The sequence below is a fragment of the Rhizobium sp. NZLR1 genome, from assembly GCF_017357385.1.
In the GTDB taxonomy this organism is placed as follows: Bacteria; Pseudomonadota; Alphaproteobacteria; order Rhizobiales; family Rhizobiaceae; genus Rhizobium.
Map to the genome: position 1 here is coordinate 1124621 of NZ_CP071632.1, position 26295 is coordinate 1150915.

Below are 26295 nucleotides of genomic sequence, written 5' to 3' on the forward strand. Positions count from 1 at the left end.
TGGGCTGCCCTGTGGGCGCCCTGGGCAGCCCTTGCGGGCGCCCGGCTTAATGATGATGGTGCCAGTGATCGTGGTAGACATAGGGCCCGTTGAGATCCCAGGCCATGCTCTGCATCATCTCGGCACTTTGCGCCCGCGATTCGGCCCGCCGGTCGAGATCGATGCGCTGCAGGCAGGTGGCAAACCCATCCGTGCCGCGCCGGAAACCATAGCTCAGGCACCGCCCTTCATCCGCTGCCCGCCGCTCCTCCGGCGTCATCGTCTGGCAGGCGGAAAGCGCGGCGGCGACGGTGGCAACGGTGATGAGGAGCGGAAGGCGCATCGGGGTATTCCTTGCTTTTCCCTGAGGAAATGCCATTCGGGTGCGGGCGTCAAGCTGCGGCGGTGAGGCGTGTAGTGGATGTGAACGGTTTCTCCCGCCTATCCCACCCTCCGTCATGCTCGGCCTTGAGCCGAGCATCCACGCCGCATCCATCAGCAGCAGCCGTATGGATCCCAGGCTCAAGGCCTGGGATGACGGAGAGTGTGGTTGGCGTTTCCGTCAAACTCGTCGCCAGAGAACAGGGACACACTACACCGGGTGCTCAATTGGCCCAGCGTTTACTAAGTTCCAGTGCCTGTCACAGTGCGCCCAAATCCTTCGGTAGGGGACACTCCGCACAGGAGCGAGCGGGCGTGAAGATGACGCTCACGCCGCCCCAGCCGGATCCCCAATCGGCAGCAGGGCCGGATCGAGCGGTGGGTCCTGTGGGTTCTTCGTGTCCGACGGGTCCTGCACCGGCGTCAGCGGCGGTTTTTGCTGGGTGGGGTCGGGAATGCCCGGCGTCGGCGTTGGGCCGCGCGGCGTGTCGGCATTCGGGATCGGCATCGGGTCTCTATTGGGCATGATCGCCTCCTTTTCAAAAAAAGGAACGGCATCCCCCGCATATGGTTCCACTTTCGCCACCGGAGATTCCTCTGTAAGAGAGGTCGGCAAACACTGGAACGAGCATGGCCATCCGCGATCGATTTTCGAAAAAACTGAACTGTCCGCAATGCGGCAACGAGGGCTTTGCCGAAGCCTCGGAAGTTGACGATCCGAAGCGCAAACACCCGGATTTCAAGGTCGATCGGCTGCCGCGCGGCTTTGGCGTGCAGCGTCCATCCAACCACCAGGAAAATTTCGTCATCAAATGCGAATGCGGCCGCAAGTTTCCCTTCCGCAGCGTTGCGGAAGCGGCGGCCGAGCGGCGCTAGCCCATCTCTCGGCATCACGCTCCGAAGCTCTAAATCCGCTCCAGCACTTCGATAAAGGCTTCGGCGAAACGCACCAGATGCGCAGTTTGCTCATCGGGCGCCTGCATGCGGATTTCGGTGCCGGCATAATCGAGCAGCGCCAGCACGACGCGCATCTCACTGCCGTCATCGGGAATGCGCAGCACCGCGATGCGGCGGCAATCCTCGATAAGACCCCCGGCCGGCAGGTCGAACAGCAGCTCGCCACCCGACCGTTGCGCTGCCTGGCGCACCGCCTCGCAGAAGCCGGCATCGCCGCCGGCATACCCTTCGAGCGAAAGTTCGAGCTCGACGAGCTCCATCGGCAGCATCGGCTCGCTGTGGTCGATCCCGCCAAGCGCAGACGCCTGCGGCCTTGCGGCTATCTCGGTTGAAATCATCCCGTCGCTCCTTGCCTTTAAAATCGGAGATGAAACCGCGGCAGAATGGCTCTTTTTTACCATATCAGCAAGAGCTTATGGAATCGCCCCGTCTTCGCCCCGGTCTTCATCATGGTCTCGTCATGGTCTTCGCTCGCGAATTCCATCTGATATTCCGAGACAACAGTTTCAATTCAGCCGAATCTTGCCCAGATCCGGATGATTTTAGGCCGGGCTGGCCTAAAATCTGAATCCGGATCTAAATCAAAGAAATAGAGCATGATGTCGTCCGAAAACCGCTTCACACTTTTCGGCATCATGCTCTAAACAGGGGTATGGCGATTTGCGTGGTTGAAGGCGCGGCGCTGACGAGCAACCGGTAAGTTTGATGGCCATCCGTTTCGACCGTCCCGTTTCCAACGCCGCCCGCTTTTCGCGGCTGCTCGGGGCGTTTTCCCTGGTGCTGGCGCTGGCGGTGCTGGTCGCCCATCGTTTCGGCGGCCTCGCCACCCCCTATCTGGTGCTGCTGTTGATTGCCGCCGCCGGCGGCGCGCTGCTGGCCGCCCTTCTGGCCGTCGTCGGGCTGCGCAGCCTCTGGATGACGGGCGCCGAAGGCGGGCTGGCCGCACTCGCCGCGCTGATCTACGCCGCCTTTCCCTTAGCGCTCGGCGCCTTTGCCACCGAGCATTATCTGACCTTGCCGGATATCTACGACGTCTCCACCGATCCGGTCTCGGTGCCGGATTGGCTGTCGCCGCCGAAAGCCGACCAGATCTGGCTGAAGCGCAATCCGGTGATGCCGGAGGATCGTGAAAAGCAGATGACCGCCTATCCCGAGCTGACCGGCCGGCGTTATGAGGGCGCACTCGACCGCGTGCTGGAGGCGGTGCGCAAGGTCGCCAAGCTGCGCGGCTTCACCATCATCCGGACCACCGGCGATACCGAGCCCGACCGCGACCCCGAGGACCGGCCGGCCAAGCCTGAGCCGAGCGATGATGCTGCCGTCGCCGATGCGCCCGATATCGTGCCCGTGCCGACGCCGCGCCCCTATGACGACGATGTCGCCAAGCTGATCCGCGGCGCCAACGGCGTGACGCTGCAGGCAACCAACCGCACGCTGATCCTCGGCCTGCGCTTCGATATCCTCATCCGGCTGCGCGAAGAGGCCGAAACCACCTTCGTCGACATCCGCGTCGCCTCCCGCTACGGCCAACACGACCTCGGCTTCAGCGCCGACATCGCCGGCGATTATCTGAAGGCGCTGGATTCCGAATTGCTGGGGATTGCGGGTGGGTGAGCCGCGGTGCCGCCAGAGGCGGCAGCAATCGATCCAGCGAATCGATTGCAGCGGCGAACGCCCTGTGCCCAAAGCGAAGGGCCGGGATAGGGTGCGGCAGGCTCGACAACCTTATGCCGCACCAAAGGAGGAGAGCTGTGATGGGAAGCAAGGCCGATTTTCTGAGTGTGCCTGACCAGGACACTCTTGATACTTCAGGTTTTGTGAAAACGCTCTCAGGCGAGATTTATCTCAAATTTGTCAGCGGCTGCCGCTTTATGGAGTTTCCCATAGGGAAGCTCTTCTCTCTTCATGTTCCGGATGACTTTCTTGAGTTTGATCGGGTTGTGAAATGTGCACTGCAGATTCAGCCCGATGTTAAAAATTCAGTCATCCATACATTTGCCGTTCGAAAGCGGGGAGGGGTGAGTGTAGCTGCAGAGAAAAGGCCGGATGATCTTTACATATATGTTCCTGAGAAATGTGAGGTCGATGTTCAGTTATTGAGCAGTTTGACAATCTCAATTCTCTCGATGGAATACACGACCGAGCCCCATCCATTGAACAAGCTCTATGTTAGTTGACCGGTGGATGGGGCCTCTTACGTCTCCAGACGCAGCCACCCTCTATTACGCCACCACCCGTCAGCCCCCCTCTGCCCTGCCGGGCATCTCCCCCACAGGTGGGGAGATTGGCAAGTGGCGAAAACTTCCCGTCCCTCCGCCGTTTCGCCGGGCTGTGACACCGGTTGTTTGGGGAAGCCAGCGAGCCCAGCCAATCTCCCCACCTGTGGGGGAGATGCCCGGCAGGGCAGAGGGGGGCTCACACGGCACGCCGGCTCAGGTGAGGAAGAACCACCCCCTCACGCCACCACCAACCACCCCGTATACCGCACCACCAGCCCCGTCAGCCGCCCGCCGATCTCCACATAGAAGTGGAACCGCCCCTCACGCTCCTCCTCATAAGTCTCGCCGCCCGGCGCCAGGAACAGCGGCAGCGGAACCCTTAAAAACCGCCAGCCGCGCACCACCAGCCGTAACTTATTCTCCTCCGGCACCAGCGCCACCAGCACCCGGAACGGCCCGAAGACTTCGGCGAGCAGGTGCCGGTCGCGGCCCTTGCCCTCGAGCTGCAGGCTGCGGAACCTCTTCTCCCCGAAATCCCGCGTCCAGATCTCTTTATCGCCCTCGGCGACAAAACGCACCGTCACCGGCACATCCTCGCCCGCCGCGGGAAAGCCGATGAGGCGCGCGACGATGCCGGCAAGCCACCCCCCACCGCGTTCGATCCGCGCCCGGCCGGAGGCGACGTGCGCCCCGCCCGCATGCCCGGCTGAGTGCCCAACTGAATGCATCGCGGCAATCGCCGGCGGCAGCCGCTCGAAGGCGCTGCCGAGAATCCTGTGGTAGAGCGGCAGGCAGGCACCCTCGCTTTCCATCCGGATCCCCGTCGCAATCGAAAACCGCCGGAATTCCGCTTCGAAATCTTCCAGCCGCAATTCCCCCGTCGCCGGCCGCGCGCCGTTCTCCGGCCGGTTGCCGGTAAGCAGCCGGCGGACCAGCGCCGCGACGCCGGTGATCGGAATGAACGGCCCGTCATCACCCTCGGCAATCAGATGCCAGCCGCAGGTGAGGCTTTTGCCCGCGGCATCGATGCCGCCGACCCGCACGAACATGCCGCCGCGATGGTCGCCGATCGCCAAGGCATGGCTGGCGCGCTGCAGCAGCGGCGAAAACGGCAGCAGCGATGGCAGCAGCTTCAGGTGCACCAGCCGGGCGGCGAGGCTGAGCAGGCGCTGCAGCAGCTGCGGCTCCGTTCCGACCCCGGTGAAGCTGGATTGCAGAGTGGGAAGGCGCGCCGGCAGCAGCGCCAGATCCGGCGCATCGACCAGCAGGAATGTCCGGCTGCGCAGCGGCACCGCGCCCGGCGGCGCCACCGTCACCCGCATCGCCTCGATCAGCCCAAGCCCGGTCGAAGGCTGCCCATCGCGCAGCACCGCCACTTGTCTGCCGGCATAACTGGCGATCGCCCTCACAACATTGAGCCCGATCTTCACATGCGCCGACGGGGCAATGCCCGCAGCCACCCGATCGATCCGGGCAAACTGCGGCGCCATGACATCGAGCGCCGCAAAGGAAAGCGCCGGCAGGCTGCTCAGCCCCGACAGCGCGAAGATGCCCTTCGCCCTGGCCGCGGCATCGAGCCCGCCAATACCGGCGACGAAGCCGGTGCTGTCGGCGATATCGGCATAATCGATGCCGAGGCCAATGCAGGCGCGCACCACCTTATAGGGGTCGTCCCCGAAGCTCTGAAACGGCCCGGAGGCATCGATGACGAGATCCGGCCTCAGCCGCGTCAGCTGTTCCGCCAGATCGCCATCGCGATCGAAGCGTACGGCCTGCAGCGTCGCCCCCAGATTGCTGCTTCCCAAGCCCTCGGATCCATCTTTCGGGGCTCTGAGATCCGCAACGAAATCGTCTGCCTTTTCAAGCGACCGCCCGGCGATCAGCAGTCTGAGCCGCGGTTCATCGCCAAGCAGCCGCGCCAGCCGGCCGCCAAACGTGCCGTAGCCGCCGATGATCAGCAGCGAAAGCCTGTCGCCGCTCATGCGATGAAGCGGCTGCGCTGCTCCGGCGTCGGCACCATGCAGCTCTGCCGGCCGGCGATCTTCAGCCGGTTGCGGGCGATGAATTCATAAAGCGTGTCGGCCAGCCGCCGCGGCAGCAGCCGGAAAAGCCTGATCAGCGAATAGGGAAAACCGAGGCCGGCGACCATGCGGATCGAGCCGTCGGATTTGAAGAAGGCGCGGCCGTTCTCGATGAGGATATTGGTCTCGTAGTCGCGCCCATCCAGCCCATAATGCCGGTAGAGCGCGGCGCCGAGCGGCGTCTGCGCCGCGAGAAACCGGTAGCGCCGCTGCTTGTCGTGTTTCAGCGCGAATTTCACCCAGCCGGAGCAGAACACGCATTCGCCATCAAAGACGATCAGCGGCCGGTCATCGGCAAAATCGGGCACATCGGCATCGTCGCGATAGCTGTAAGCGGCTAGCATCGCCTGGCTCATCTCCCTGCTGCAGGCCGGTAGAGGGCGGAAAGCGAAGGCGGCCCATCCGCGGCAATCTCGCCGCGCTCGAAGAGATCCTCGATATGGGCGAGCACGGAAAGCGCTGCCGCCCCATGCAGCTTCGGATCGGTATCGCTGTAGATCGCCTTGACCATCTCCGGGATGCCACGGTCGCCCGCCCGGATGCGCGTCAGGATCGCCTGCTCGCGCCCGAGGCGATGCGCCTTCAGCGCCCGGAGGAATGTGGCCGGATCCGTCACCGGCCCGCCATGGCCGGGCAGCAACAGCCCGTCATCGCGGGCGATCAGCTTCTCGAGCGAGGCCATGTAATCGGCCATCGAGCCATCCGGCGGCGCGACGATCGAGGTCGACCAGGCCATGACATGATCGCCTGTGAATAGCAGATCGCCGCCATCGAGCGCGAAGGCGGCATGATTGGCCGTGTGCCCCGGCGTCGGCACGCCTGAGAGCACCCAGCCATCGCCCTTGATGGTCTTGCCGTTGCCGATCGAAATGTCGGGCACGAAGGCCATGTCGGAGCTTTCGGAAAACGGATTGATCTCGCCGGCGCGCAATGGCCTTGCCGGCCGGTGCGGCCCCTGGCCGACGGTCACCGCCCCGGTTGCCGCCCGCAGCCGGCGGGCGAGCGGCGAGTGGTCGCGATGGGTATGGCTGACGAAGATATGCGTCACCTCGCGGCCGGAAAGCGCCGCCATCAGCGCCTGGAAATGCGCCTCGTCCTCCGGCCCGGGATCGATGACCGCGACCGAGGAGCCGCCGACGATATAGCTGTTGGTGCCGTAAAAGGTGAAAGGCCCGGCATTGTTCGCAGTGATCCGCTCGACCCCCGGCGCCACCGGCACGGCCCGCCCATAGGCCGGCTCGAAGACGAGGTCGAATGCGGGACTGTCCATGAAGGCAATGATCTCGAGGCCGATGACACCGCCAATTCCTAGCACGGCCCACCGCCCCGCGCGCGCATAAATCTGCTTGAGGCGCAACTTAGTCATTGTGACGGACGGAGAGCTTTGCTAATCAGGCGTCGATTTCAGCAAGCGGTTTGCCGCTGAAAGCTCTGGTGGGGCGTCGCCAAGCGGTAAGGCAACGGTTTTTGGTACCGTCATCCCTGGTTCGAATCCAGGCGCCCCAGCCACCGCGGACTTATTAAATTATTTCAATGGCTTAGAAAATATTAGCGAAAGCTAACCGTAACAGTTTTCCGGTGCGTGTTTCCGTAACATGGTCGGGGCCGCTTCGCCTCCGGCATCGTCGCCAAACGCGGCATCAAACCGGGCGACAGGATCGACAGCGCCACGACGACGAAGAAGGCGAAGTGACGGCGCGCACGCCCGACAATGCGGGACATGCTGCGGCAGTCAAAAACTCAAGAATATGAGGATATTGAATGGAGTGGAGAGATTCTAAATCAAATAGTCCATTGATTTTCAATGGTTATTTTCAATCTTTGTAACGCCGTAACGACCGTCTTTCTGTTGCGCCAATGCTATACAGAACGGATTCAGACGATGCAAGCTCTCGCGAATCTGTGAACAACGCAACTTCTACGAAATTCCGATTTCCGAAGCCAATGTGATGCGCGAAAATCGCGTGATTCGGAGACCTGAGAATGTCGATTTTCGCACCCCATAACATTGACCACATGAACGAAGACGACGTTTCAGGAGAGCTGATAAGGCCCCTGTGCCGCGCGCTAGGCTACACGCAAGGAAACCCGGAAGCCAATTTGCGAAGCCAGGTTTCGTTGCAATACGACAAGGCCTTCCTGGGGCACAAGAAGGGCGAGAAAGACCCTGTCTTGCGCGGGAAGCCTGATTTCGTCTGCGAGGTCGTGTCATACGCTCGGTGGGTGGTTGAGGCTAAGAAGCCGTCAATTCAACTTTCTCAGGACGACAGCTATCAAGCGCACACGTATGCTACCCATCCCGAAATCGCCGCGGAATTCTATCTTCTGTCAAATGGCCGGGAGTTCAAAGTCTATCGGGTAGGCAATCCCGACGCCCCGATTTTTGCGTGGTTGAAGGATGAAACCGACGAAAAGCTACCGACCGTGCGCAATCTGCTGGGACCGGATGCAATGCGAAAGCGGGCAGACGTGAAGATCGATATCGGTAAGCCACTATCAGAAGGGCTGGGGTCTGAGGCGCGGATCTTGAACGGCCACGTCGTCTACGAAAGGAACACGTGTTCTCTTCCGGTCGATTTGAGGATGGATGGGATCAGGAACGGTATAACTGGGAGCCGAGTGTTTCGGACGGATGACGGTCTCATTTCAGCCGTAGTTGAGATCGTTTCCGCATTTGCGGGGCTTGATGAGCTAAATAAGCGTTTCGGTTTTTCACCTTTCCTTTTCAAGACCGCTGACGAATACATCTCTGTTAATCGAGAGAGCCCGACGTTGATGCAAAATCTCGTTGCGATCGATATCCCGGCAGGAACGCAAATCCCTGCGACTCTGCTCAGCCCAGCGGGCGTGCTTCCCTTTGCCCTTGTGGGTGAATGCTATACGGAAGCAACAGGCTTTGTTGAGGATAAGCAGTTCAAGGGCACTTTCGTTATCGACTACCTTTACAAGATGGTTGGGGCAAAAATGCTCGGGCTGCCGGCCGAAGAAGTTCGGATCCGTTCGGAAGGTCCGTTTGAGGTGACTTTTGAATAGGAGCTGGCGATGACCGAACGCTTATCAGATGCCGATCTGCTTGCGGAGATTGAGGATATAATCCGCACAACTCCCGGATTCTCCGAGATGAGCGGCACAGATGACGAGACCTTTGATTGGCTCGGCAGAGTAAAAGCCATATTTTCCGACACACGGCTTGGCGGTCAACTGGAAGCCAATATGGCAATCATGGGGCTCAACTCGTCTATCTCGTCATGGGATCACCAACGCAACTTACGAGTTCTATTGAGATCTGCTCGGCATAAATTGCGTATGGCGACGGTCGGACCGTTGAGCGTGACTGTGGATCGCGGGATGGTGTTCGACTATTATGATGCACTTAAGAAAGTCATCCAGGAGGCGCGAAGCGATCTGTTTTTTATTGATCCATATCTCAATAGCGACTTCTTGGCGCGGTATCTCCCGGACGTGAGCAAATCGGCGTCGGTCCGATTGTTAGGCAAAAAAGGCGCCGAAGGTTTGTTGCAAGCTGCAACCCTCTTCGCAACTCAATATGGTCTCACAGTTGAGGTTCGACGCGCGCCGGAGATTCACGACCGTTACGTTTTGGTCGATGGATCTCAAGGATATCATTCTGGCGCCTCGTTCAAAGACGGCGGTCTTCACAGCCCAACTTCGTTGATGCAAGTCACTGACACGTTCTCCGCAGTCAGGGAGACATATGAGAGAATCTGGGCCAACAGCTCAAGTCCTTAGCGGCGTCCAACTAGCAATCATGGCGTTGATTTTCGGCTGCACCCGTCGCCGGGGCTTCCTCCCGATCGACGCCAGCAAGGAGCAATTGGTCGTAATCGGTCATCGAATGGCGAAGCACGCTCTGCATAGTGATCCCAACTGCTTTGCCGATCGATGCGCCTTTCCAGTCCTTCTTGCCGATCTCGGCAACAAAGAATGCGACTGCGAAATCAGGGCAAGTGGGATGCTTGCGGCGTAAGTGCTTCTCGATTGTCTGATGTGAGAATTTTGCCATTAAGGATAATCCAGAGCGAGAAAGGCCCGCTGTGAAGCGGGCCTTGCCCATTTATTTGCCTTCCCGGCGACTGCTAATCGCTCTCACGCGAATACGTGGCTTGATTGCGTCAGCAAATCCTTGGCGACACGCTCGGCGACGTCAGCAGATCGCGTCTCGCCTTCGAAAGCCAGCCGCCGGGCATGAGGGTCTGGTAGTTGGGGATCACGTGCCAGTCTCCAGTTTGCGCATGATGTCGGCGATGGACGCGGAAATAGTTGCGCTCGAAAGCCCGCTGACAATTTCGCCATTGCTAGCCAGGCGGTTCTTGTTGAAACGGGCCAGGAGAGTCTGCTCGACCCTCCTAGCTGCATCTTCAGAGGGCGTGGGTTGCTCGAGGTACACGCTCCATTTTAGGCTCGTCACCTCCGGCGCCAATGGTGTGTTATGGGCGACTGCCCGGAGAGCCGGATCATGGGAGTAGCCAATCTTGAAGGCCAACTCCTTGTGCTTGGCATCCTTTAAGACGAGCACATAGACATACCAAATATCGTGCGGCGCGAACGCGCCTGAAAAGACTCCCTGATGCTTGGGAGCAAGCTTGCTGTTCGTCTTAGCAACAAGTCCTTGCCCGAACACAGTTTTTGGAACCGCGATCGGCAATTGCCGGCGCTCTAGCGCAAGCAAGGGCTCCGCGGTCACCGGATCCAGTTCGACTATTCGCGATTGCCCGTGAAGGTGATGCTTCGGGGTCAATGGCCCAACGAGGGTTGAAAAGACGTTGTTGGCCGAAGTGATTCCCCAAACAGCTATTGGATGCAAAGCGGCGGGAAAACGAGTGACTGTCTGAACCCACCCGGCCTCATCCAAATTTGGATCTACATAGTCGCGGGTATTCACCTCAAGGTCGGAGACGATATAAGCTCCCAGCACCCGTCCGTGATCAGCAGGTGGCGTTGGGGCGCCACGGGTTCCCACGGTGAAGACAATGTCCCCTTCCGAAAGATGCTTCCTTGCGTGCGTTCGCTCGGCCTTACCTGCAAAAGTCAGTGGCCAAGCGGGGTCACCTGGCTGACCCCATACATATGTAAAAAATACCTTGACCAAACGCCCTCACAAAACCTTGCTCGCCGATGACAACTGCTCTACCCAATGCCGCATTCCGCCACCTGGCATAGACATGCCACACGTTCTGAGTGCGGGCAAATAGCTCCTAGAAATGTTGAGCGGAAATCATTTCCGATACATTAAATGTCTTAGAGCTAAGAACGAAAAAGAAATTCAACAAACAAGCTGGCAAATATAGAGCAACGGCAACGCCCGCTAACCCGCCTCACACCTTACCGCCGACCTTCAAAAAGCCGCACGCCCGTCAATCCCGCCAGCTTCTCCATAAGCGCATCCTGAAACCCCGCATCAGTCACCTCCGCCGCCGCCTCCCGCTGCTGCCGATGATGCCAATACCCACCGCTCACCTTCGCAGCTCCCGCATCGCTCACCGCAAGCCATGTCTGCGTCAGATGCCCCATTTCAAGGTCATCCGGCGCGCCGGCGCCGCCCATCTTTGTCGGCACCCAGCCGGGGTCGACGGCGTTGCTGAGCACATCCGGCCAGTGGCGGGCGAGGGCGGCGGCGAGGGTGGCGATGTAGAGCTTGCTTTCCGAATAGGCCTGGCTGGCGCTCCACGGCCGCGTCTTCCAGTCGATATCGTCAAGGGCGCTGGCGCCGCTGCGGTGCATGCCGCTGGTGAGATAGATCAGGCGGTCGGGGCGGGTGATCCAGGCGGTGAGGAGATAGGGGGCAAGGGTGTTGACCGCGAGCGTCTTGGCGTGGCCTTCCGGGGTGTCGCCGCGGCTGCGCTCGAGGTAGATGCCGGCATTGTGGATGACGGCGTCCATGCGGCCGATGGCGTTGACCTGTTCGGCGATCGAGCGCGTCTCGGCGGCGCTGGCGAGGTCGCCGATGACGATGCCGAGCGCGGCAGCGGAGATGTCTGCGAGGGCGGCGGCGCGCTCGCGGGAGCGGGCGTGCAGCACGACGTCATGGCCCTCTTTCATCAGGGTGCGGGCGGCGGCGAGGCCGAGGCCATCGGTGGAACCGGTGATGAAGATGCGGCTCATGGGGGTTCCTTTCGCGTGCGGCGTGGGTGGGCCCAGAGTGCTTGGCCATGGGTCCTCGGGTCAAGCCCGAGGGCGACGGAGATTGAGGTCAGCGATCGGCAAGAGGCGCGACGTTGGGAGCAATTCCTCGTTTTCCTCAATCTTTCGAGGTCAGCCTGGCTGCCTCGGCCCGGCTCTTTATCAAGCCGGCGATTTCATCGATTGGGTCTCGATCAGGCGATATGTCTGCGAGCTCGTCAGCGACCTTATCGGCCGCTGCTATCACCTTGTCGCAGAGCTCGTTTACCCGGCGGCGCAGCAGCGGAGTGCCAACGCCGGCTTCTCGCGCAAAGACCTGCCAGCCCTCCGCATCCATCTCGGCGAGCGTGGCACGTTTGCCGATTCTCATTGCCAGCTTTGGCGACAGCTCCGGATAAATCACGGTGGAGAGGAGGTCGTAGAGTTTTGCCAGCCGCGGGCCTTGGCTATCGTAAAGGATGGAGAAGTTCTTGCCGTGGGCATCGGCATTTCCGGCGATCAGGTTGAAGATGGCAGCGTCCAGCAGCTTCAGAACATCGATGGCCGGTCTTGCCGAAATCCGTCTCAGCAATTCGAAACAATCCTTGAAGGTCGGCCCGCCTTCGCTCGCATATTTCGTTTCCGGCGGTACGCCGAGCGCCTGGCAGAAATCCTCCTGATGGATGCGGCGAACCAGGCCGCCGGCGTCGCGGACGCGGTCATATCGTTCGACCAGAAGAAACGGGCGTTCCCGCACATGTCGCGGTTCGACCGCTGCGACATCCAGCTCGATGGCGGCTGCGAGCCTCATCACGAAAGCTTCGTTTTCGGTCGTCGCCTTGAAGCGCGCTATTGGTGGCTTCAGAATATGAGTGGTCGCCTGGCCAGGCAGGGGAAGGCCGATCCGGCCGTCGATCAGAACAACCGGCACCTTGGATTGCGCGCCGGCGAGCGACAGTCTCAAGCCTTCCTCGCCGGCCAGCAAAGGGCGCACGGGAAGCGCCTCCAGCACCCGAACAATGCCGGCTTCGTCCAAAGGCGCGGATTGGCGATCTGCAGTCGTCGCGGTTTCCGCGGGCTCCTGGCCCTCGGCAAGCAGTTGCAATGCACCGGCGACATCGCCGCCAAGGTGATCGAGAAGCGCAAAGTCATTGGCCGGAGAAACGCCCAGGGCCTGCGCGGCAGCTATCCGCTGGTTTTCCTCGGGCAACAGGCCGCCGAAAAACGGCCGGCATTCCCGGCGGGAAAATCGCTCCGGTCGTTTCGGGAGAGAGGCCGAGAGCGGCAGCGCATCATCATCGCCGAGCCAGCCTTCAGCATAGGCAAAGCCGATATCACCGTGTCGGTCCTGCGTGAATTGACCGACAATGCGGCCGTTCCACCAGACGTTGAGGATCCTGTCCGTCATCGTCTGCGCTCGCCGGGCGCCAGAATGTCGATGGAGCAGCCGAGCGTTTGCAGAACCTGCAGGACTTTGCCGATCTGCGCCGTGGGTTTGCCGGCTTCAAGGTCGACGATAAACCGAAGCCCGACGCCGGCAACGCCGGCAAGCTCGTCCTGCCGCAGGTTTTGCTCCTTGCGCGTGCTTCGAACCAGGGCGCCGATATCGGCTGGAGTTTTAATCTGTTTCGACATGTGATTTTCCCGATCGGGAAAATATAGTGGAATTTCGGCGGGCGTCCAGGGGAATTTACCGATCGGGATATTTTGACGATATGGAATGGGTTGGGGCCGCGAAATTCCCCGCTCGGTAAGATGGGTAGTGGTTTTGGCAGGCGCGACATCCGGCGCAGAAGATTGGCGAGGCCCAGCCCCTCATCCGGCTGCCGCCACCTTCTCCCCGCTCGCGGGGCGAAGGGGATATGCCGCGGCCTTTCCGTTTCTCTCCAACGTCTCGCGTAACACGTCCCCTCGCCCCGTTTACGGGGAGAGGGTTAGGGTGAGGGGCATTTTTTGGGAGGAGTTTCCGCTCCGGGCATGGGTCCTCGGGTCAAGCCCGAGGACGACGGAGGGGAGGAGGGCTCTTGCCAAACCCACCCCGGCCGCACTCACCCGCCATCACCGCCGCCGCTCCGCCCCCGCCGCAATCGTCTGCACCAGCTCGTCCACCTCCCGCGCCAGCCGTTCCAGCGGCAGACCCACGAATCGCCCCTCCAGGCTGATGCTGACCACGCCGTGCACGGCGCCGAACAGCGTGCGGGCGCGGATGGCGCGGTCTTCGGCGGGCATGTCGGGCTGCAGTTCGGCCAGCGGTTCGGCGATCACGTCCATCAGGAACAGGTGTTCGTCGAGATGCCATTGCGGCGTCGGGCTGGTGTCGGGGGGGAAGTGGTCGAACAGCGCTTTCCAGAGGTTGCGGTGCTCGACGGCGAAGGCGAGGTAGCCCTGGGCGAGGTTGCGCAGGCGGTCGGTCGGGCTTTTATCCCTGGCCTCGGGCAGGGTCAGCCTGGCCTCCAGCGCCTTCAGCGTCGCCGAGTTGACGTGGATCACCAGTTCGCCGAGATCTGCAAACACCGTGTAGAGGCCGCCGAGTGCGCAGCCGGCGTCCTGGGTGATGTCGCGGGCTCTGAGGTTGGTCAGCCCGTCGCGGGCGATGCGGTCGCGCGCCGCCTCGATCAGCCGCGCCTTCAGGTCCTCGCGTTTTTCTTCTCGTCTGCCGGCCATTCACATGTTCCTTCAATTTTTTTGAACGTCGTTCAAAATTGTTCTTGAACGACGTTCATGATTCTGCCATAACTCAACCCGTGAACAACGTTCATAAACCGGAGGAAGGAAATGTTCAAACTGATTTCAATTTTATTGCGGGGCAGGGCGCATGATGCCGAGCAGGCCTTCGCCGATCGCAACGCCGTGCCGCTGCTCGCCCAGCAGATCCGCGATGCGGCGCAATCGATCCAGTCGGCCAGGCGCAGTGTCGCCGTCGCCATCGCTCAGAACGAACAGGAGAAGGGGCAGCATGCAACGATCGTTGCCCGTATCGCCGATCTCGAGATCCGCGCCTGCGCCGCTCTGGGCAAGGGCAATGACGGGCTGGCCCGGGAAGCGGCCGAGGCGATCGCCTTTCTCGAAGCCGAGCGTGATGCGTCTGAGAAGGCGCAGGCTCAGTTCACCACATCAATCGACAAATTGAAGGCGATCGTCCGGGCCTCCGAAGCGCGGCTGCAGGCGCTGCAGCGCGGCGAGCGGCTGGCCCGGGCGACTGAGGAGGCGCAGAAGCTCGATGTCGTCGTCGCCGGTCCGGGCCTCGCGACGCTCGACGAGGCCGAGGAGACGCTGGCCCGCCTGCGCATCCGCCAGAGCCAGAATGATCTGACGGCGGCAGCGCTGAAGGAGATGGAAGGTTCCATCCGCCCGGCCGGCATCATCGAAAAGCTGGCCAATGCCGGCTGCGGCCCAGCCCTCCACTCCACAGCCGATGACGTGCTCGCCCGGCTGAAGAGCCGCATCACGCCGGCCGCCTGAAATCGCCTTCATCCAACCATCCAATCCATAGAACCTTGAGGGTTACGATCATGAACGACAGTTTCCAGAAACACTCCTCCAGCTGGGTCAGCTTCTCCTACATCTCCTTCGGCTCGGCCGCCTTCATGCTGGCGCTCGGCCTGTACATGATGCCGCTCGATCTCTGGGGCAAAGGTTATCTCGCCATGGGCATATTGATGCTGGTGCAGACCACGGTGAACATCACCAAGACGCTGCGCGACAATGCCGAATCCGAAAAGTTGATCCGCAAGGTCGAGGATGCCCGCACCGAAAAACTGCTCGTCAAATTCAATCGTAGCGACGAAGATTGACCTTCGTTAACCACAGCGCAGAGTTGTTTTCGCACTCAACCATTGCGTAACAACTCTGTGGCCTTCTCTGCCAGCCGATAGAGGAAAGCGCCCGTGCAAAACAAGCTGATGACATCCAGGAAATTCGCGCCGCTGTTCTGGACCCAGTTCCTGACCGCGTTCAACGACAATTTTCTGAAGAACACTTTGGTGTTCCTCATTCTCTTCAAGATGTCGGCCAGCGAGGGCGCCGCCCTGGTGACGCTTGCCGGCGTCATCCTCATCGTGCCCTTCCTGCTGCTCTCGGCGCTCGGCGGCGAACTGGCCGACAAACACGACAAGGCGAAGATCGCCGAACTGCTGAAACGCTGCGAGATCGGCATTGCCGCGCTTGCCGTGGTCGGCCTCGGCTTTTCCTCGATCTTTGTGCTGATGGCGGCCCTCTTCGGCTTCGGCGTCATCTCGGCGCTGTTCGGTCCGATCAAATACGGCATCCTGCCCGATCACCTCGAACGCCGCGACCTGCCGAAGGCCAATGCCTGGATCGAGGGCGGCACCTTCATCGCCATCCTCGCCGGCACCATCATCGCCGCGCTCGCCTTCTCGAGCGGCGACAATGTGCTGCTGTTCGGCTCGATGATGATGGGGCTGTCGGTGCTCTGCTGGCTGGCCAGCCGGATGATCCCTCCCACCGGCTCGAAGGCGCCGGATCTGCAGATCGACCGCAATGTCATCCGCTCCAGCTACACGCTGGTGATGGAAATCCGTAGGGATAAGCGGCTGTGGCGTTCGGCGCTGATGAACTGCTGGTTCTGGCTGGTCGGCGCTTTCGTGCTGTCGATCCTGCCGACCATGGTGACCGAGCTGCTCGGCGGCTCCGAACTGGTCGTTCCCGCCTATCTCACCGTTTTTGCCATCGCCGTCGCCGTCGGCTCGGGCATTGCCGCCTGGATGTCATCAGGCCGCATCGTGCTGCTGCCGGCCCCGGTGGGAACGGCGCTGCTCGGCCTCTTCAGCCTCGACCTCGCCTGGAACCTCTGGGGCCTGGCATCGGCTGTCCACGCAACGACGATTGCCGATTTCTTTGCCGGTCAAAATACCATCCGCGTCGCCATCGATCTCGCCGGCATGGCGATTTCGGGCGCCTTCATCGCCGTTCCCACCTTCGCCGCGCTGCAGACCTGGGCGCATGAGGACCGCCGCGCCCGCGTCATCGGCGCCGCCAATGTGCTGTCGGCGCTGTTCATCACCGTCGGCCTCGGCCTCGTCGCCGCCATCCAGGCGCTCGGCGCTTCTATTCCGCAGATCCTGATCGGCCTCGGCATCATCAATTTCGCCGTCGCCTGGCTGATGCTGAAGACGCTGCCGACCAATCCCTTCCGCGATTTCATCTCGATCCTGTTCCGCGCCTTCATGCGCCTCGAGGTCGAGGGCCTGGAGAATATCAAGAAGGCCGGCCGCGCGCCGATCATTGCGCTGAACCATGTCAGCCTGCTCGATGGTGCGCTGGCGCTTGCCATCACCGAGGAGGAGCCGACCTTCGCCGTCGATTACAAGATCGCCCAGGCCTGGTGGGTGCGCCCCTTCCTGAAAATGTGCAAGTTCCTGCCGCTCGACCCGACCAAGCCGATGGCGACGCGTTCGCTGATCAAGGTGGTGCAGGACGGCAACCCGATCGGCATCTTCCCCGAGGGCCGGCTGACGGTGACCGGCACCTTGATGAAGGTCTATGATGGCGCCGCCATGGTCGCCGACAAGACCGGCTCGATGGTCGTGCCGGTCAGGATCGACGGGCTGGAGAAGAGTTATCTCTCCTATCTCGACAACGGCAAGATCCGCCGCCGGTTGTTTCCCAAGGTCAAGGTCACCATTCTCGAGCCGGTGAAGCTCGAAGTGCCGCCGGAGCTGAAGGGCCGCAAGCGCCGCACCGCGGCGGGTGCAGCACTTTATCAGGTGATGTCGAACCTGATGTTCCAGACTGCCGACACCTCATCGACCGTTCTTGGCCGCGTCATCGAGGCCGGCCACGAATTCGGCATGAAAAAGCTCGCCGTCGAGGATCCGGTCACCGGCCGGCTGACCTATGGCAAGCTCTTGACCGGGGCGGCCGTGCTCGGCGCCAAATTCCGCGCGCGCTTCCCGGAAAACAACCTCGGCGTCATGCTGCCGAATGCCAATGGCGCCGCCGCCACCATTCTCGGCGTGATGAGCGCCGGCAAGGTGCCGGCGATGCTGAATTTTACCGCGGGTGCCGCCAATATTCTCTCCGCCTGCAAGGCCGCCGAGATCAGGCACGTGCTGACCTCGCGCGCCTTCGTCACCCAGGCCAAGCTAGGCCCGGTGATCGAAGAGATGGAAAAGCAGGTGACGATCGTCTGGCTCGATGATCTGAGAGCCGAAGTCGGCCTTCTCGACAAGATCCGCGGGCTGCTGCGCAAGGGGCGGCCGCTGGTCAAGCGCCAGCCGGATGATCCAGCCGTCATCCTCTTCACCTCGGGCTCGGAGGGCACGCCGAAGGGCGTGGTGCTCACCCACCGCAACATCCTGTCGAACGCCGCCCAGGCCGCCGCCCGCATCGATTTCCACAGCGGCGACAAGGTGTTCAACATCTTACCCGTTTTCCATTCCTTCGGGCTGACGGCCGGCACGGTGCTGCCGCTGATCTCCGGCGTGCCTGTTTATTTCTATCCGTCGCCGCTGCATTATCGCATCGTGCCTGAGCTGATCTATGTCTCCAACGCCACGATCATCTTCGGCACCGACACCTTCCTCAACGGTTATGCCAGGACGGCGCATCCCTACGATTTCCGCTCGATCCGCTATATCTTCTCCGGTGCCGAGCCGGTGAAGGCCTCGACTCGCCAGACCTATATGGAAAAATTCGGCCTGCGCATTCTCGAAGGTTACGGCGTCACCGAAACCGCGCCGGTCATTTCGATCAACACGCCGATGTACAACAAGTCGGGCACCGTCGGCAAAATCCTGCCGGGCATGGATTGGAAGCTCGAACCGGTGCCCGGCATCGATGAGGGCGGAAGGCTGCATGTGCGCGGCGCCAATGTCATGGCCGGTTATCTCCGTGCCGAAAAGCCCGGCGTGCTTGAGCCGCTTGCCGATGGCTGGCACGATACCGGCGACATCGTCACCATCGACGAGGACGGCTTCGTCAAGATCCGCGGCCGCGCCAAGCGCTTCGCCAAGATCGCCGGCGAAATGATCTCGCTCGCCGCCGTCGAAACGCTTGCCGCCGAACTCTGGCCGGGTGCGCTCTCGGTCGTCTCCTCGCTGCCCGACGCCAAGAAGGGCGAGCGCCTGGTGCTCCTGACCGACGCCCCCGCCGCCACCCGCGCCGAATTCCTCGCCTTCGCCAAATCCAGGGGCGCCATGGACATGATGGTGCCGGCCGAGGTCACCATCGGCAAGGTCCCGGTGCTGGGCTCCGGCAAGGTCGATTTCGTCGCGGCGCGCAAGCTGGCGGAGGGTGCGGTGCAGGCGGGCGAGGCGGCGTAGGCGGGGCTTGGCCGGCGTCAGGCGCCGAACAAATTCAAGCGAAATGCTTGCGGCATCGATACTCGGGTCAAGCCCGATACTCGGGTCAAGCCCGATACTCGGGTCAAGCCCGATACTCGGGTCAAGCCCGAGTATGACGGAGGGTGGGGCACGCGGGGCAAGAGGCGAGACGTCTGGAGGGAATTCCAGCAAAATGGGAATTGCGTAAACAACGACGGCACGACGGCAATTCTAACAAAACATCACGCGTTTGCGGCCCTTGCCCCATAGGCTCCACCACCCTCCGTCATACTCGGGCTTGACCCGAGTATCGGGCTTGACCCGAGTATCGGGCTTGACCCGAGGACCCATGCTGCAAGCGCTGCGTTGCGCTCACACTGACAATAGCGATCGCCGAACAAATTCAAGCGGAGTGCTTGCGGCGTGGATACTCGGGTCAAGCCCGAGTATGACGGAGAGCGGGGACAACGAGCGGCAAGAGGGGATACGTCCGGAGGAATTCTAGTAAAATGCGCGAGCGGTCTTGCGCGGTAATCGCGTAAAATTAATAGGCGGCAATTCCAATAGACCGCGGCATACTTCGCTATTTGTCGCGCTCGCTCCCCCACCCTCCGTCGTCCTCGGGCTTGACCCGAGGACCCATGGCCGCAAGCACTGCGTTCGCGTCACCACAGCGTAAGATAGAGATCATCCCACCCGGGATTCATCGCCTCGACCAGATCGATCTTCCATTGCCGGTACCAGCGTTTCAACGACTTCTCACGCTGGATCGCGCTGCCGATATCCCAATGTTCCTCGTACCAGACGAGGCGCGTGCACCCATATTTCCAGGCAAAGCCCGGCGTCAGCCCTTCGCGATGTTCATAGATGCGGCGCTCCAGATCGGATGTCACGCCGATATAGAGCGTGCCGTTTTTCTGGTTGGTGATGATGTAGACATATCCCGCCATGCCCGCAGAGTGCTTGGTTGTGGATACTGGGGTCAAGCCGGATCCTCGGGTCAGGCCCGATACTCGGGTCAAGCCCGATACTCGGGTCAAGCCCGAGTATGACGGAGAGCGGGGACAACGAGCGGCAAGAGGGGAGACGTCCGGAGGAATTCCAGTAAAATGCGCGAGCGGTTTTGCGCGGCAATCGCGTAAATGATAGGCGGCAATTCCAATAGACCGCCGCACACGTTGATATTTCTCGCATGCGTTCCCCCACCCTCCGTCGTCCTCGGGCTTGACCCGAGGACCCATGGCCGCAAGCACCGCGTTCATGTCACCAAACCGCCGCCCGCTCCGCCGTCTTCAGCCGCAAGCCGAGAACCAGCGGCACGGTGAGCGCGTAGACGATGACGACCGATAGCCAGATGGCGCCCGGCCATTCCTCCCGGACGAGGAAATAGAGACTGGAGAAGCCAAGCGGCGCGACGATGGAGGCGAGGCTGACGACTGAGGCCAGCACGCCCTGGAACTGGCCTTGGCTGCTCTCATCGACCTGCCGGGTCGCCAAGGACTGCAGCGCCGGCACGCCGATGCCGCCGAGCGCGAAGACCGGCATGATTGCGAAGATCATCCAGCCCTGGCCGGCGAAGGCCATGACACCGAGCGCGATTGAGACGCCGGCAACCCCCACGAGGATCGTCGCGCGTTCGCCGAGCAGTTTGACGGCCGGTCCCGGCAGGAAGGCCTGGGCGAGCGTCTGGCAGATGCCGAAGGCGCCAAGCGAAAGGCCGATCGACAGCCCGTTCCAGTGGAAGCTGTCGCTGCCCCACAGCGCCCAGCAGGTGCCGTAGGCCTCGCCGGTGGCGCTGAAGATGAAGAACAGGATGACGACCGGCAGCAGGCTCTTGACCTCCAGCACCGAACGCAGCGGTTTGAGCGGATTGAGTGCCGCCAGATCGATCTTCTCGCGGCTGCCCGGGCGCGATTCCGGCAGGATGAAGAAGGCGAGCAGCAGGTTTGCGCCATTGAGCGCGGCCGCAGCGATGAAGGGCAGCCGCAGCCAATAATCGCCGAGCACGCCGCCGAGAACCGGGCCGACGATGAAGCCGAGGCCGAACATCGCGTTGAAAAGACCGAAGCGGCGGGCGCGTTTCTCCTCCGGTGAGATGTCGGTGATATAGGCTGATGCCACCGAGATATTGGCGCTGGTCAGCCCGGCAATCGCCCGGCCGACGAACAGCAGTGCGAGATTGGGCGCAAAAGCCAGGAACAGGTAGTTGACGGCGGCACCGGCGAGCGAAATCAGCAGCACCGGCCGGCGGCCGAGCCGGTCGCTGAGGGCGCCGAGCACCGGCGCGAAGATGAACTGCATCACCGCATAGAGCGCGGTCATCGTGCCGATCATGGGCGCGACGTTTTCGGCATGGGTGATATCGCGCAGCAGCGACGGCAGGATCGGGAAAATCAGCCCGATGCCGACGGCATCGAGGACAATGGCGGTGAAGATGACGATAAGGGATCTGGTCATGGTGCGTTCCGGGTCGACGCGAGCCTGCAGCACCGCCGGAGCGGTTCCCGCCTTCATCAAGGCGAAAAACGGGTCCAGCCTTGGTCGCCGGGCAATACCTGGACAAACCAGTGGAATTGCTCGGGGACGCCGATGGCTCACGATGAAGTCTGACGCTGTGTCAGGCGTTTGGTTTCTGGGAAATGCTGGCCGAACCATGCGCTGGCGCATGGATGGCGTGTGCTCGACCGCCTGGACGACAATTCGTCCACCTGTTTACTCCGCCACTGAGCGGATCAAGGGAAGCAGCCGCTTTTCGCGACGGCCAATAGATACGCCGGACGGTTGAGTGCGGCAAGCCCCTTTTTGAGACGGGGTTTGGTCGCAGGTGTGCCGTTGGATCAACAAATCTGTCGACCTGCCCGCGCGCTGCTTGGCGGGCGCACCGATTTGAGGCGCACTTCTCTTTAGCCGTGATGTCGCAGAACGTGCTGTTCATTGAGCTCGGCAAGCGAGGTAATGCCGAGCAGCGCCATGTTCTGCTGAATTTCCGTCTGAAGGATCTCGATTGCGCGCTCGGCGCCCGCCTGTCCGGCAACTGCGGCCGCGTAAAGAAACGGTCTTCCAACGAATGTGAACTTCGCGCCCAACGCCAGCGCCTTGAGAATATCGGTTCCCCGCCTTATGCCGCCATCGATCATGATGGTCGCGGACTGTCCGGTCTTTTCGACGATTCCCGGCAGCGCTTGCAATGGCGACATTGCGCCATCCAGTTGCCGGCCGCCATGGTTCGAGACGATGATGCCGTTGGCGCCGGCCTCCACCGCCTTGACGGCATCGTCTTCGTGCAGAATGCCCTTGACCACCAGGTTCCCGCTCCATCTGCTGCGGATGCGCTGCAAGTGCGACCAGTTCAGATGATCCCGCTTGGCGAAGTCACGCATCACCTTGGAGGAGATGATCGGCGCACCCCGCTCGGCGTAGGAATTCTCGAAATGCGGCATGCCGTGGTTTGCGAGTGTGGGAAGAAATGTGCCGAGGCTCCAGCGCGGGTGTGACAGGCCTTCCCAGAGCAGCCGAAGACTGGGACGCAGCGGCGTCGAAAACCCCGCCCTGATGTTGTTCTCACGGTTTGCCAGCGTTGCGGTATCGACCGTCAGCAGGATGGTTTTAAAACCGGCAGCCGCAACACGGTCTACCAGGGCGTCAATTCGATCCGGCGCGCCAGGCAGATAGGCCTGGAACCAGGCATCGGGATTGACTTCTGCCACCTCCTCCATCCGGATCAGCGACGAGCCGCTCATGATCATCGGAATGCCTGCCTGCGCCGCTGCCGATGCCAGAACCAGGTCGCCGCGATAGGCCATCAAGGCGCTGATCCCCATCGGCGCGATGCCGAAAGGCCCCGCATATCTGGTTCCGAAGATCGATGTTTCGCTGCTGCGCGCCGAAACGTCGATGAGCACTCTCGGCTTGAAAGCGTATGTCTGAAACGCATCCCTGTTCATCCGCAGGGATGCGTTGGTCTCACTCGCGCCGGCAATGTAGCCGAACAGCGGGCGCGGCAGATGGCGCCGCGCTTTGGCCTCGAAATCGTCCAGCGCCAGGACGCCTCGCAACGGATGGCTCGCCGGCTTCGTTCGAGCGACTGTCATCGCTTAGTCCAGTCCTCGCTCGCATCGAATGCCGCTTTGCGGCCCTTTCGGATCGCCGGCAGAATGAGTGTCAGCAACATCAAGGCGGAGCCTTGCGCAAAATGTAGCCGAGAGCACCGAAGAGCACAACCAGGGCCACATCCTTCGACGCCCACAGTGAACCGACGATCACCCGCAGGTCTTCGTTTTTTCAGCCAATACAAAACAGGCGGCACATCGGCCGCCTGTTTGCTCGTCTCTTAAGGTCGACCGTTACTTCTGTTCGGGCGCCAGGAACTCGGCGCAATAGGACGGGCCGTTGACGCCGGGAATGTCGGCGACGGTGCGGACGTCGCGGATCGTGTAGTCCGAGCTGGTGGTGATTTCGGTCTGGCAGCGCAGATAGGAGGTGCGGGCCGACGCGATCTGCTTGCCGCGCTTGCCGTCGGCGCCTTCGGCATATTTAGCCGGAATGCGCACGGTCTTGTAGCCGCCGCGCCAGGTATAGACGGTAGTTGCGCCTTCCTCGCGGTCGCTGAGCGGCGGCCCGTAGGCGGCAAAGAAGATGCCGGCCGATTTGCCGACCCAGCGGGCCTCGATCGGATTGCCGGCGGAAGGTATGGTGGTGCATCCGGCAAGCCCAATTGCAAGCCCGGCCGCGGTGATGGTGCGGAGTTTCATCGTGTCGTCCCTGATCTCTAGCGCAGTGGCTGCGAATCCGCTCTTTACGCGCGCTTTCGCCTGTCCCGTCGAGCCCTTTAGCGCGGAACCCGGCAAAAGAAAATTGCCCCTGTGGCACTTCCCGACGATTTGCTCCGAGTGTGTCTTTTTGCAGCAGCGGCGCACCGCCCGCCCTGTCATCAACCCGTCAAAAAATCCACCGGCTTTTTGGAATTTGGTGCTTGTGCAACCAGATAGGCTGTTCTATAGAAGCGCCGCTGGTCACGGAGTGTAGCGCAGTCTGGTAGCGCACCACGTTCGGGACGTGGGGGTCGGAGGTTCGAATCCTCTCACTCCGACCAGATAGAACCCCCGCTCCGGCGGGGTTTTTCGTTTCTCGCTGATGTCTGCAAAAATCCCCAGCATGTTTGCTGCGATCTCAGCCGCCGACTGTGATCTCACCATCGGCAACACGTTTCACAAATATCTTCAAACCTTCATGCCTGAGTTTCTTCCAACTGCCGTCGGAAACCATTGATTTAGCCAGATCGGCAAACCCCGTGGTGAGGTAGGGAACCTGCGATGCCGGTCGTTGGCCGAGCGCTTGAATCAAGCAGTCAGTTCTTGGCGGGGACGAGAACGTGTTTCCGGAACGTTGCATGCCGATCTCCACATGATCTGAGCCGTCCGGAAATTTGATCGTCCCATAGCCGCACTTGGCCGCCGCATTCACTTCGGCCTTGGAGAGCTTGTCTTGCAGAAGAAATGACAGCTGGCTGAACGTGTTGTCAGCGTAGTCGAACTGACCCAGTATAATGAAGTCCAGCTCGTTCTGCCCCTTCTTGGCGCCTTTGATCTTGCCAAAGAAGTCGGAATTCACCTTGGTGTCTTTGCCGGTCGTCATGGCAAGCATTTCGCCCAGCTTGATATAGATCCTCGGCTTTGACGAAACGGTTTCGGTCGCCGCCGCGGCGTTGCCTGAAGGCAGACTTGCGGTCTCCGGCTTGGCATAGGCGTCAGCGAAGGCTTGCAGCGTCGTGAGGTTGAGCGCTTGGGGAAGCGAACCGCTCTTGAACTTGCGGCAAGAGAGCGCGGCTTGCCGTGTTGTCTTGTCAGGCTTGCCCTCAACATTCCCTGGCTTGCAACCCAAATGAGCCAGTTGCTGCTGCAACCTCTTGAGCAAGCCTGCTTGTTCGGCGGAATAGTCGCTGACACCGCGGGTCACACTGACATTGCGGACATCGATGCCGATACCATCGCGCTGCACCACGTCAAACTGGGACGTATGATTGTCATAGGTCTTCCAGTCATGACCCCAACCCATCATCACCGGGCCGAGAATGAAGTTGAATGATTTCGGGTCGCGGTGTGATTGCGGCTCGCACTCGTTCGATTCCCAGCAATTCGGAGCCTGGTTGGTTGCTTCGCCTTCGGCGGCGTAGATCACCTTGTTGTCGCAGCTTGCCGTAACCCATCCGCTCTCATCGCTTGCCCATCGGATTTTCAGCGAGAATGTCGCCCATTTGCCGAAATCTCCCGGTTTTTGGCACTGGTGGGCGAGAAAGTTCACGCCGTTGCGCGTGTCGGCTTTCAGCATGTAGATGAAATTGTGGACTGCCGGCCCTTCCCAGGAGGCGAAACGCAAATGGCTGTCCCGGCCATCGGGATAAAAGCCATTTGCGGAGTTGTTGTGCCAGCCTTCATAGGCAAAAGTCGGATCGAGCCGGAAATCAAACGTGTATTCGACGCTTTCGCCAGCCTTCATGTCTCGGGTATAGCGAATCGTCGAGCGGACGTTGCCATTGCGACAATCATTTTCGCCGCGTCCATCTCCATAATCGACATTGGAACACTGACGGTCGAATATCTGAAACCGGGTCACGCCGTCCTTGGCCTCCGGTCTGACCGATCCGTTGAACTTGTGGCGTTCAAAACCTTTGGGGAGCGGATCGGAGGTCGCGACTGCGTCGGTCAAAAAAACCGCAAGCGCGCCAACCGCCAGTCCAACTATATGATTTTTCAACATAGTTGTTTCTCCAAATTGGACTCCAAGCATATCACGATCTCTTCTGGAAGGTAGGGTTTAGATCAGCTGCAGATCGGTCCCTTGGCGCAGAAGGTCTTCACCAGCTCGCTCTTCTCTCCAGTTATAATTTTTCTGCAGGAAAATTATAACGACGCGATTGAACAGCAGCGCGCGGCATCGGCATTGCCCGAATCAGCTTTGATGCGCCGGTTTTCGAATCAACCGGAACGAGTCCCAAAGTGATTCGTTGAGTCGGGTTCCGTGTGAGATACTGCGCCATGAGCAAGCGACGAAGCTTCAAACCGGTGAAGATCACCATCAATGGCAAGGTGAGGACGGTCTATAATGTCGTCCAGGCCGGCAACACTTTGCTGAATGACTGGCCCGACCAGACGGCGGCGGCCAAGGTTGCCGAGCGGCTTGTGCTTGACGTCTTCAACGATGCCGCCGAGCCCGAGCAGGTGCGGCGGGCCTTCATCACCGCGGCCAAGGCGAGCGACATCAAATACAGCTCGTGAT

General features: G+C 61.0%; 26 protein-coding genes, 2 tRNA genes and 1 pseudogene. 12 read left to right on the forward strand and 17 right to left on the reverse strand.

Annotated features, from left to right (window positions below; all coding sequences use genetic code 11):
• Positions 1–46: 46 nt before the first annotated feature.
• Both J3O30_RS05545 and J3O30_RS05550 read right to left on the reverse strand, forming a co-directional pair.
• Entirely contained in the window at positions 47–322 is a 276-nt protein-coding gene (locus J3O30_RS05545) for a hypothetical protein (protein WP_207583267.1), read from the reverse strand.
• Positions 323–688: 366 nt separating this feature from the next.
• Entirely contained in the window at positions 689–886 is a 198-nt protein-coding gene (locus J3O30_RS05550) for a hypothetical protein (RefSeq protein ID WP_207583268.1), read from the reverse strand.
• Between the two features lie 104 nt (positions 887–990).
• On the opposite strand from J3O30_RS05550, the gene J3O30_RS05555 reads away from it, so the two are divergent.
• Positions 991–1236 carry a hypothetical protein gene (locus J3O30_RS05555; RefSeq protein ID WP_207583269.1) on the forward strand — a complete coding sequence of 82 codons (246 nt, stop codon included), beginning with the start codon at positions 991–993 and terminating at the stop codon, positions 1234–1236.
• A 29-nt stretch (positions 1237–1265) separates the two neighbouring features.
• Here the strand turns inward: J3O30_RS05555 and J3O30_RS05560 are convergent, their stop codons facing one another.
• Positions 1266–1655, reverse strand: a complete 390-nt coding sequence (locus J3O30_RS05560) for a hypothetical protein (RefSeq protein ID WP_207583270.1) — start codon at positions 1653–1655, stop codon at positions 1266–1268.
• Between the two features lie 367 nt (positions 1656–2022).
• On the opposite strand from J3O30_RS05560, the gene J3O30_RS05565 reads away from it, so the two are divergent.
• The gene (locus tag J3O30_RS05565) at positions 2023–2931 is read left to right on the forward strand and encodes a DUF1499 domain-containing protein (RefSeq protein WP_207583271.1); all 909 of its coding nucleotides are present in this window, start codon (positions 2023–2025) and stop codon (positions 2929–2931) included.
• A 140-nt stretch (positions 2932–3071) separates the two neighbouring features.
• On the forward strand, positions 3072–3494 hold the full coding sequence (locus J3O30_RS05570; RefSeq protein ID WP_207583272.1) for a hypothetical protein: 423 nt from the start codon (positions 3072–3074) through the stop codon (positions 3492–3494).
• 278 nt (positions 3495–3772) lie between these two features.
• Here the strand turns inward: J3O30_RS05570 and J3O30_RS05575 are convergent, their stop codons facing one another.
• The 3 genes from J3O30_RS05575 to J3O30_RS05585 are packed head-to-tail and all read right to left on the reverse strand — an operon-like array spanning position 3773 to position 6887.
• The gene (locus J3O30_RS05575) at positions 3773–5518 is read right to left on the reverse strand and encodes a DUF4166 domain-containing protein (RefSeq protein ID WP_207583273.1); all 1746 of its coding nucleotides are present in this window, start codon (positions 5516–5518) and stop codon (positions 3773–3775) included.
• A complete protein-coding gene (locus tag J3O30_RS05580) occupies positions 5515–5973 on the reverse strand; it encodes a DCC1-like thiol-disulfide oxidoreductase family protein (RefSeq protein ID WP_246762722.1) in 459 nt (152 codons plus the stop codon). Before J3O30_RS05580 ends, J3O30_RS05575 begins: the two co-directional genes overlap by 4 nt.
• Positions 5970–6887, reverse strand: coding sequence for an MBL fold metallo-hydrolase (locus J3O30_RS05585; RefSeq protein ID WP_207584267.1), 918 nt, complete (start codon positions 6885–6887; stop codon positions 5970–5972). Before J3O30_RS05585 ends, J3O30_RS05580 begins: the two co-directional genes overlap by 4 nt.
• Before the next feature lie 165 nt (positions 6888–7052).
• Here J3O30_RS05585 and J3O30_RS05590 point away from each other — a divergent pair.
• From J3O30_RS05590 to J3O30_RS05600, 4 genes and pseudogenes are all read left to right on the forward strand, one after another.
• Positions 7053–7126: transfer RNA gene (locus tag J3O30_RS05590), tRNA-Gln, on the forward strand.
• 109 nt (positions 7127–7235) lie between these two features.
• Positions 7236–7310: pseudogene (locus J3O30_RS33090) on the forward strand (DUF192 domain-containing protein); the annotation flags it as partial.
• A gap of 290 nt (positions 7311–7600) precedes the next feature.
• The gene (locus tag J3O30_RS05595; RefSeq protein ID WP_207583274.1) at positions 7601–8650 is read left to right on the forward strand and encodes a type I restriction enzyme HsdR N-terminal domain-containing protein; all 1050 of its coding nucleotides are present in this window, start codon (positions 7601–7603) and stop codon (positions 8648–8650) included.
• A gap of 9 nt (positions 8651–8659) precedes the next feature.
• On the forward strand, positions 8660–9367 hold the full coding sequence (locus tag J3O30_RS05600; RefSeq protein WP_207583275.1) for a hypothetical protein: 708 nt from the start codon (positions 8660–8662) through the stop codon (positions 9365–9367).
• A 10-nt stretch (positions 9368–9377) separates the two neighbouring features.
• Here J3O30_RS05600 and J3O30_RS05605 read toward each other — a convergent pair whose 3' ends face one another.
• The 6 genes from J3O30_RS05605 to J3O30_RS05630 all read right to left on the reverse strand — a co-directional run bounded on the left by J3O30_RS05605 (position 9378) and on the right by J3O30_RS05630 (position 14401).
• Complete coding sequence (locus J3O30_RS05605; RefSeq protein WP_246762723.1) at positions 9378–9692, reverse strand: DUF2293 domain-containing protein; 315 nt, start codon at positions 9690–9692, stop codon at positions 9378–9380.
• A gap of 153 nt (positions 9693–9845) precedes the next feature.
• Positions 9846–10727 (reverse strand): GIY-YIG nuclease family protein, encoded by an 882-nt coding sequence (locus J3O30_RS05610; protein ID WP_207583276.1) that lies wholly within the window; start codon positions 10725–10727, stop codon positions 9846–9848.
• Positions 10728–10960: 233 nt separating this feature from the next.
• Positions 10961–11740, reverse strand: a complete 780-nt coding sequence (locus J3O30_RS05615) for an SDR family NAD(P)-dependent oxidoreductase (protein ID WP_207583277.1) — start codon at positions 11738–11740, stop codon at positions 10961–10963.
• Between the two features lie 136 nt (positions 11741–11876).
• Positions 11877–13145, reverse strand: coding sequence for a type II toxin-antitoxin system HipA family toxin (locus J3O30_RS05620; protein WP_207583278.1), 1269 nt, complete (start codon positions 13143–13145; stop codon positions 11877–11879).
• Positions 13142–13372: a helix-turn-helix transcriptional regulator gene (locus J3O30_RS05625; protein ID WP_207583279.1), complete on the reverse strand. Its 231-nt coding sequence runs from the start codon at positions 13370–13372 to the stop codon at positions 13142–13144. Before J3O30_RS05625 ends, J3O30_RS05620 begins: the two co-directional genes overlap by 4 nt.
• Before the next feature lie 423 nt (positions 13373–13795).
• Complete coding sequence (locus tag J3O30_RS05630; protein WP_207583280.1) at positions 13796–14401, reverse strand: TetR-like C-terminal domain-containing protein; 606 nt, start codon at positions 14399–14401, stop codon at positions 13796–13798.
• A 111-nt stretch (positions 14402–14512) separates the two neighbouring features.
• On the opposite strand from J3O30_RS05630, the gene J3O30_RS05635 reads away from it, so the two are divergent.
• The 3 genes from J3O30_RS05635 to J3O30_RS05645 all read left to right on the forward strand — a co-directional run bounded on the left by J3O30_RS05635 (position 14513) and on the right by J3O30_RS05645 (position 19020).
• Complete coding sequence (locus tag J3O30_RS05635) at positions 14513–15199, forward strand: PspA/IM30 family protein (protein ID WP_207583281.1); 687 nt, start codon at positions 14513–14515, stop codon at positions 15197–15199.
• A gap of 50 nt (positions 15200–15249) precedes the next feature.
• Positions 15250–15531, forward strand: a complete 282-nt coding sequence (locus tag J3O30_RS05640) for a YiaA/YiaB family inner membrane protein (protein WP_003588051.1) — start codon at positions 15250–15252, stop codon at positions 15529–15531.
• Positions 15532–15624: 93 nt separating this feature from the next.
• The gene (locus J3O30_RS05645; protein WP_207583282.1) at positions 15625–19020 is read left to right on the forward strand and encodes an acyl-[ACP]--phospholipid O-acyltransferase; all 3396 of its coding nucleotides are present in this window, start codon (positions 15625–15627) and stop codon (positions 19018–19020) included.
• Positions 19021–19685: 665 nt separating this feature from the next.
• On the opposite strand, the gene J3O30_RS05650 is transcribed toward J3O30_RS05645, so the two are convergent.
• From J3O30_RS05650 to J3O30_RS05665, 4 genes are all read right to left on the reverse strand, one after another.
• Positions 19686–19970, reverse strand: a complete 285-nt coding sequence (locus tag J3O30_RS05650) for a GIY-YIG nuclease family protein (protein WP_207584268.1) — start codon at positions 19968–19970, stop codon at positions 19686–19688.
• A 313-nt stretch (positions 19971–20283) separates the two neighbouring features.
• On the reverse strand, positions 20284–21477 hold the full coding sequence (locus J3O30_RS05655; protein ID WP_207583283.1) for a TCR/Tet family MFS transporter: 1194 nt from the start codon (positions 21475–21477) through the stop codon (positions 20284–20286).
• A gap of 446 nt (positions 21478–21923) precedes the next feature.
• Entirely contained in the window at positions 21924–23111 is a 1188-nt protein-coding gene (locus J3O30_RS05660; protein WP_207583284.1) for an alpha-hydroxy acid oxidase, read from the reverse strand.
• Positions 23112–23363: 252 nt separating this feature from the next.
• The gene (locus tag J3O30_RS05665) at positions 23364–23771 is read right to left on the reverse strand and encodes a hypothetical protein (protein WP_207583285.1); all 408 of its coding nucleotides are present in this window, start codon (positions 23769–23771) and stop codon (positions 23364–23366) included.
• Between the two features lie 264 nt (positions 23772–24035).
• On the opposite strand from J3O30_RS05665, the gene J3O30_RS05670 reads away from it, so the two are divergent.
• A tRNA-Pro gene (locus tag J3O30_RS05670) sits at positions 24036–24112 on the forward strand.
• A 77-nt stretch (positions 24113–24189) separates the two neighbouring features.
• Here J3O30_RS05670 and J3O30_RS05675 read toward each other — a convergent pair.
• Complete coding sequence (locus J3O30_RS05675) at positions 24190–25776, reverse strand: hypothetical protein (protein WP_207583286.1); 1587 nt, start codon at positions 25774–25776, stop codon at positions 24190–24192.
• A 278-nt stretch (positions 25777–26054) separates the two neighbouring features.
• Here J3O30_RS05675 and J3O30_RS05680 point away from each other — a divergent pair, with 278 nt between their 5' ends.
• Positions 26055–26294 carry a DUF982 domain-containing protein gene (locus J3O30_RS05680; RefSeq protein WP_207583287.1) on the forward strand — a complete coding sequence of 80 codons (240 nt, stop codon included), beginning with the start codon at positions 26055–26057 and terminating at the stop codon, positions 26292–26294.
• Position 26295 lies beyond the last annotated feature (1 nt).

Bases quoted from the DNA above. Each gene is read 5' to 3' on its own strand.
- J3O30_RS05655 (WP_207583283.1), bottom strand. From the start codon at position 21,477: ATGACCAGATCCCTTATCGTCATCTTCACCGCCATTGTCCTCGATGCC.
- J3O30_RS05650 (WP_207584268.1), bottom strand. From the start codon at position 19,970: ATGGCGGGATATGTCTACATCATCACCAACCAGAAAAACGGCACGCTC.
- J3O30_RS05545 (WP_207583267.1), bottom strand. From the start codon at position 322: ATGCGCCTTCCGCTCCTCATCACCGTTGCCACCGTCGCCGCCGCGCTT.
- J3O30_RS05640 (WP_003588051.1), top strand. From the start codon at position 15,250: ATGAACGACAGTTTCCAGAAACACTCCTCCAGCTGGGTCAGCTTCTCC.
- J3O30_RS05585 (WP_207584267.1), bottom strand. From the start codon at position 6,887: ATGGACAGTCCCGCATTCGACCTCGTCTTCGAGCCGGCCTATGGGCGG.
- J3O30_RS05675 (WP_207583286.1), bottom strand. From the start codon at position 25,776: ATGTTGAAAAATCATATAGTTGGACTGGCGGTTGGCGCGCTTGCGGTT.
- J3O30_RS05665 (WP_207583285.1), bottom strand. From the start codon at position 23,771: ATGAAACTCCGCACCATCACCGCGGCCGGGCTTGCAATTGGGCTTGCC.
- J3O30_RS05605 (WP_246762723.1), bottom strand. From the start codon at position 9,692: ATGGGCAAGGCCCGCTTCACAGCGGGCCTTTCTCGCTCTGGATTATCC.
- J3O30_RS05565 (WP_207583271.1), top strand. From the start codon at position 2,023: ATGGCCATCCGTTTCGACCGTCCCGTTTCCAACGCCGCCCGCTTTTCG.
- J3O30_RS05575 (WP_207583273.1), bottom strand. From the start codon at position 5,518: ATGAGCGGCGACAGGCTTTCGCTGCTGATCATCGGCGGCTACGGCACG.
- J3O30_RS05620 (WP_207583278.1), bottom strand. From the start codon at position 13,145: ATGACGGACAGGATCCTCAACGTCTGGTGGAACGGCCGCATTGTCGGT.
- J3O30_RS05555 (WP_207583269.1), top strand. From the start codon at position 991: ATGGCCATCCGCGATCGATTTTCGAAAAAACTGAACTGTCCGCAATGC.
- J3O30_RS05600 (WP_207583275.1), top strand. From the start codon at position 8,660: ATGACCGAACGCTTATCAGATGCCGATCTGCTTGCGGAGATTGAGGAT.
- J3O30_RS05660 (WP_207583284.1), bottom strand. From the start codon at position 23,111: ATGACAGTCGCTCGAACGAAGCCGGCGAGCCATCCGTTGCGAGGCGTC.
- J3O30_RS05570 (WP_207583272.1), top strand. From the start codon at position 3,072: ATGGGAAGCAAGGCCGATTTTCTGAGTGTGCCTGACCAGGACACTCTT.
- J3O30_RS05635 (WP_207583281.1), top strand. From the start codon at position 14,513: ATGTTCAAACTGATTTCAATTTTATTGCGGGGCAGGGCGCATGATGCC.
- J3O30_RS05595 (WP_207583274.1), top strand. From the start codon at position 7,601: ATGTCGATTTTCGCACCCCATAACATTGACCACATGAACGAAGACGAC.
- J3O30_RS05630 (WP_207583280.1), bottom strand. From the start codon at position 14,401: ATGGCCGGCAGACGAGAAGAAAAACGCGAGGACCTGAAGGCGCGGCTG.
- J3O30_RS05580 (WP_246762722.1), bottom strand. From the start codon at position 5,973: ATGAGCCAGGCGATGCTAGCCGCTTACAGCTATCGCGACGATGCCGAT.
- J3O30_RS05680 (WP_207583287.1), top strand. From the start codon at position 26,055: ATGAGCAAGCGACGAAGCTTCAAACCGGTGAAGATCACCATCAATGGC.
- J3O30_RS05550 (WP_207583268.1), bottom strand. From the start codon at position 886: ATGCCCAATAGAGACCCGATGCCGATCCCGAATGCCGACACGCCGCGC.
- J3O30_RS05615 (WP_207583277.1), bottom strand. From the start codon at position 11,740: ATGAGCCGCATCTTCATCACCGGTTCCACCGATGGCCTCGGCCTCGCC.
- J3O30_RS05560 (WP_207583270.1), bottom strand. From the start codon at position 1,655: ATGATTTCAACCGAGATAGCCGCAAGGCCGCAGGCGTCTGCGCTTGGC.
- J3O30_RS05625 (WP_207583279.1), bottom strand. From the start codon at position 13,372: ATGTCGAAACAGATTAAAACTCCAGCCGATATCGGCGCCCTGGTTCGA.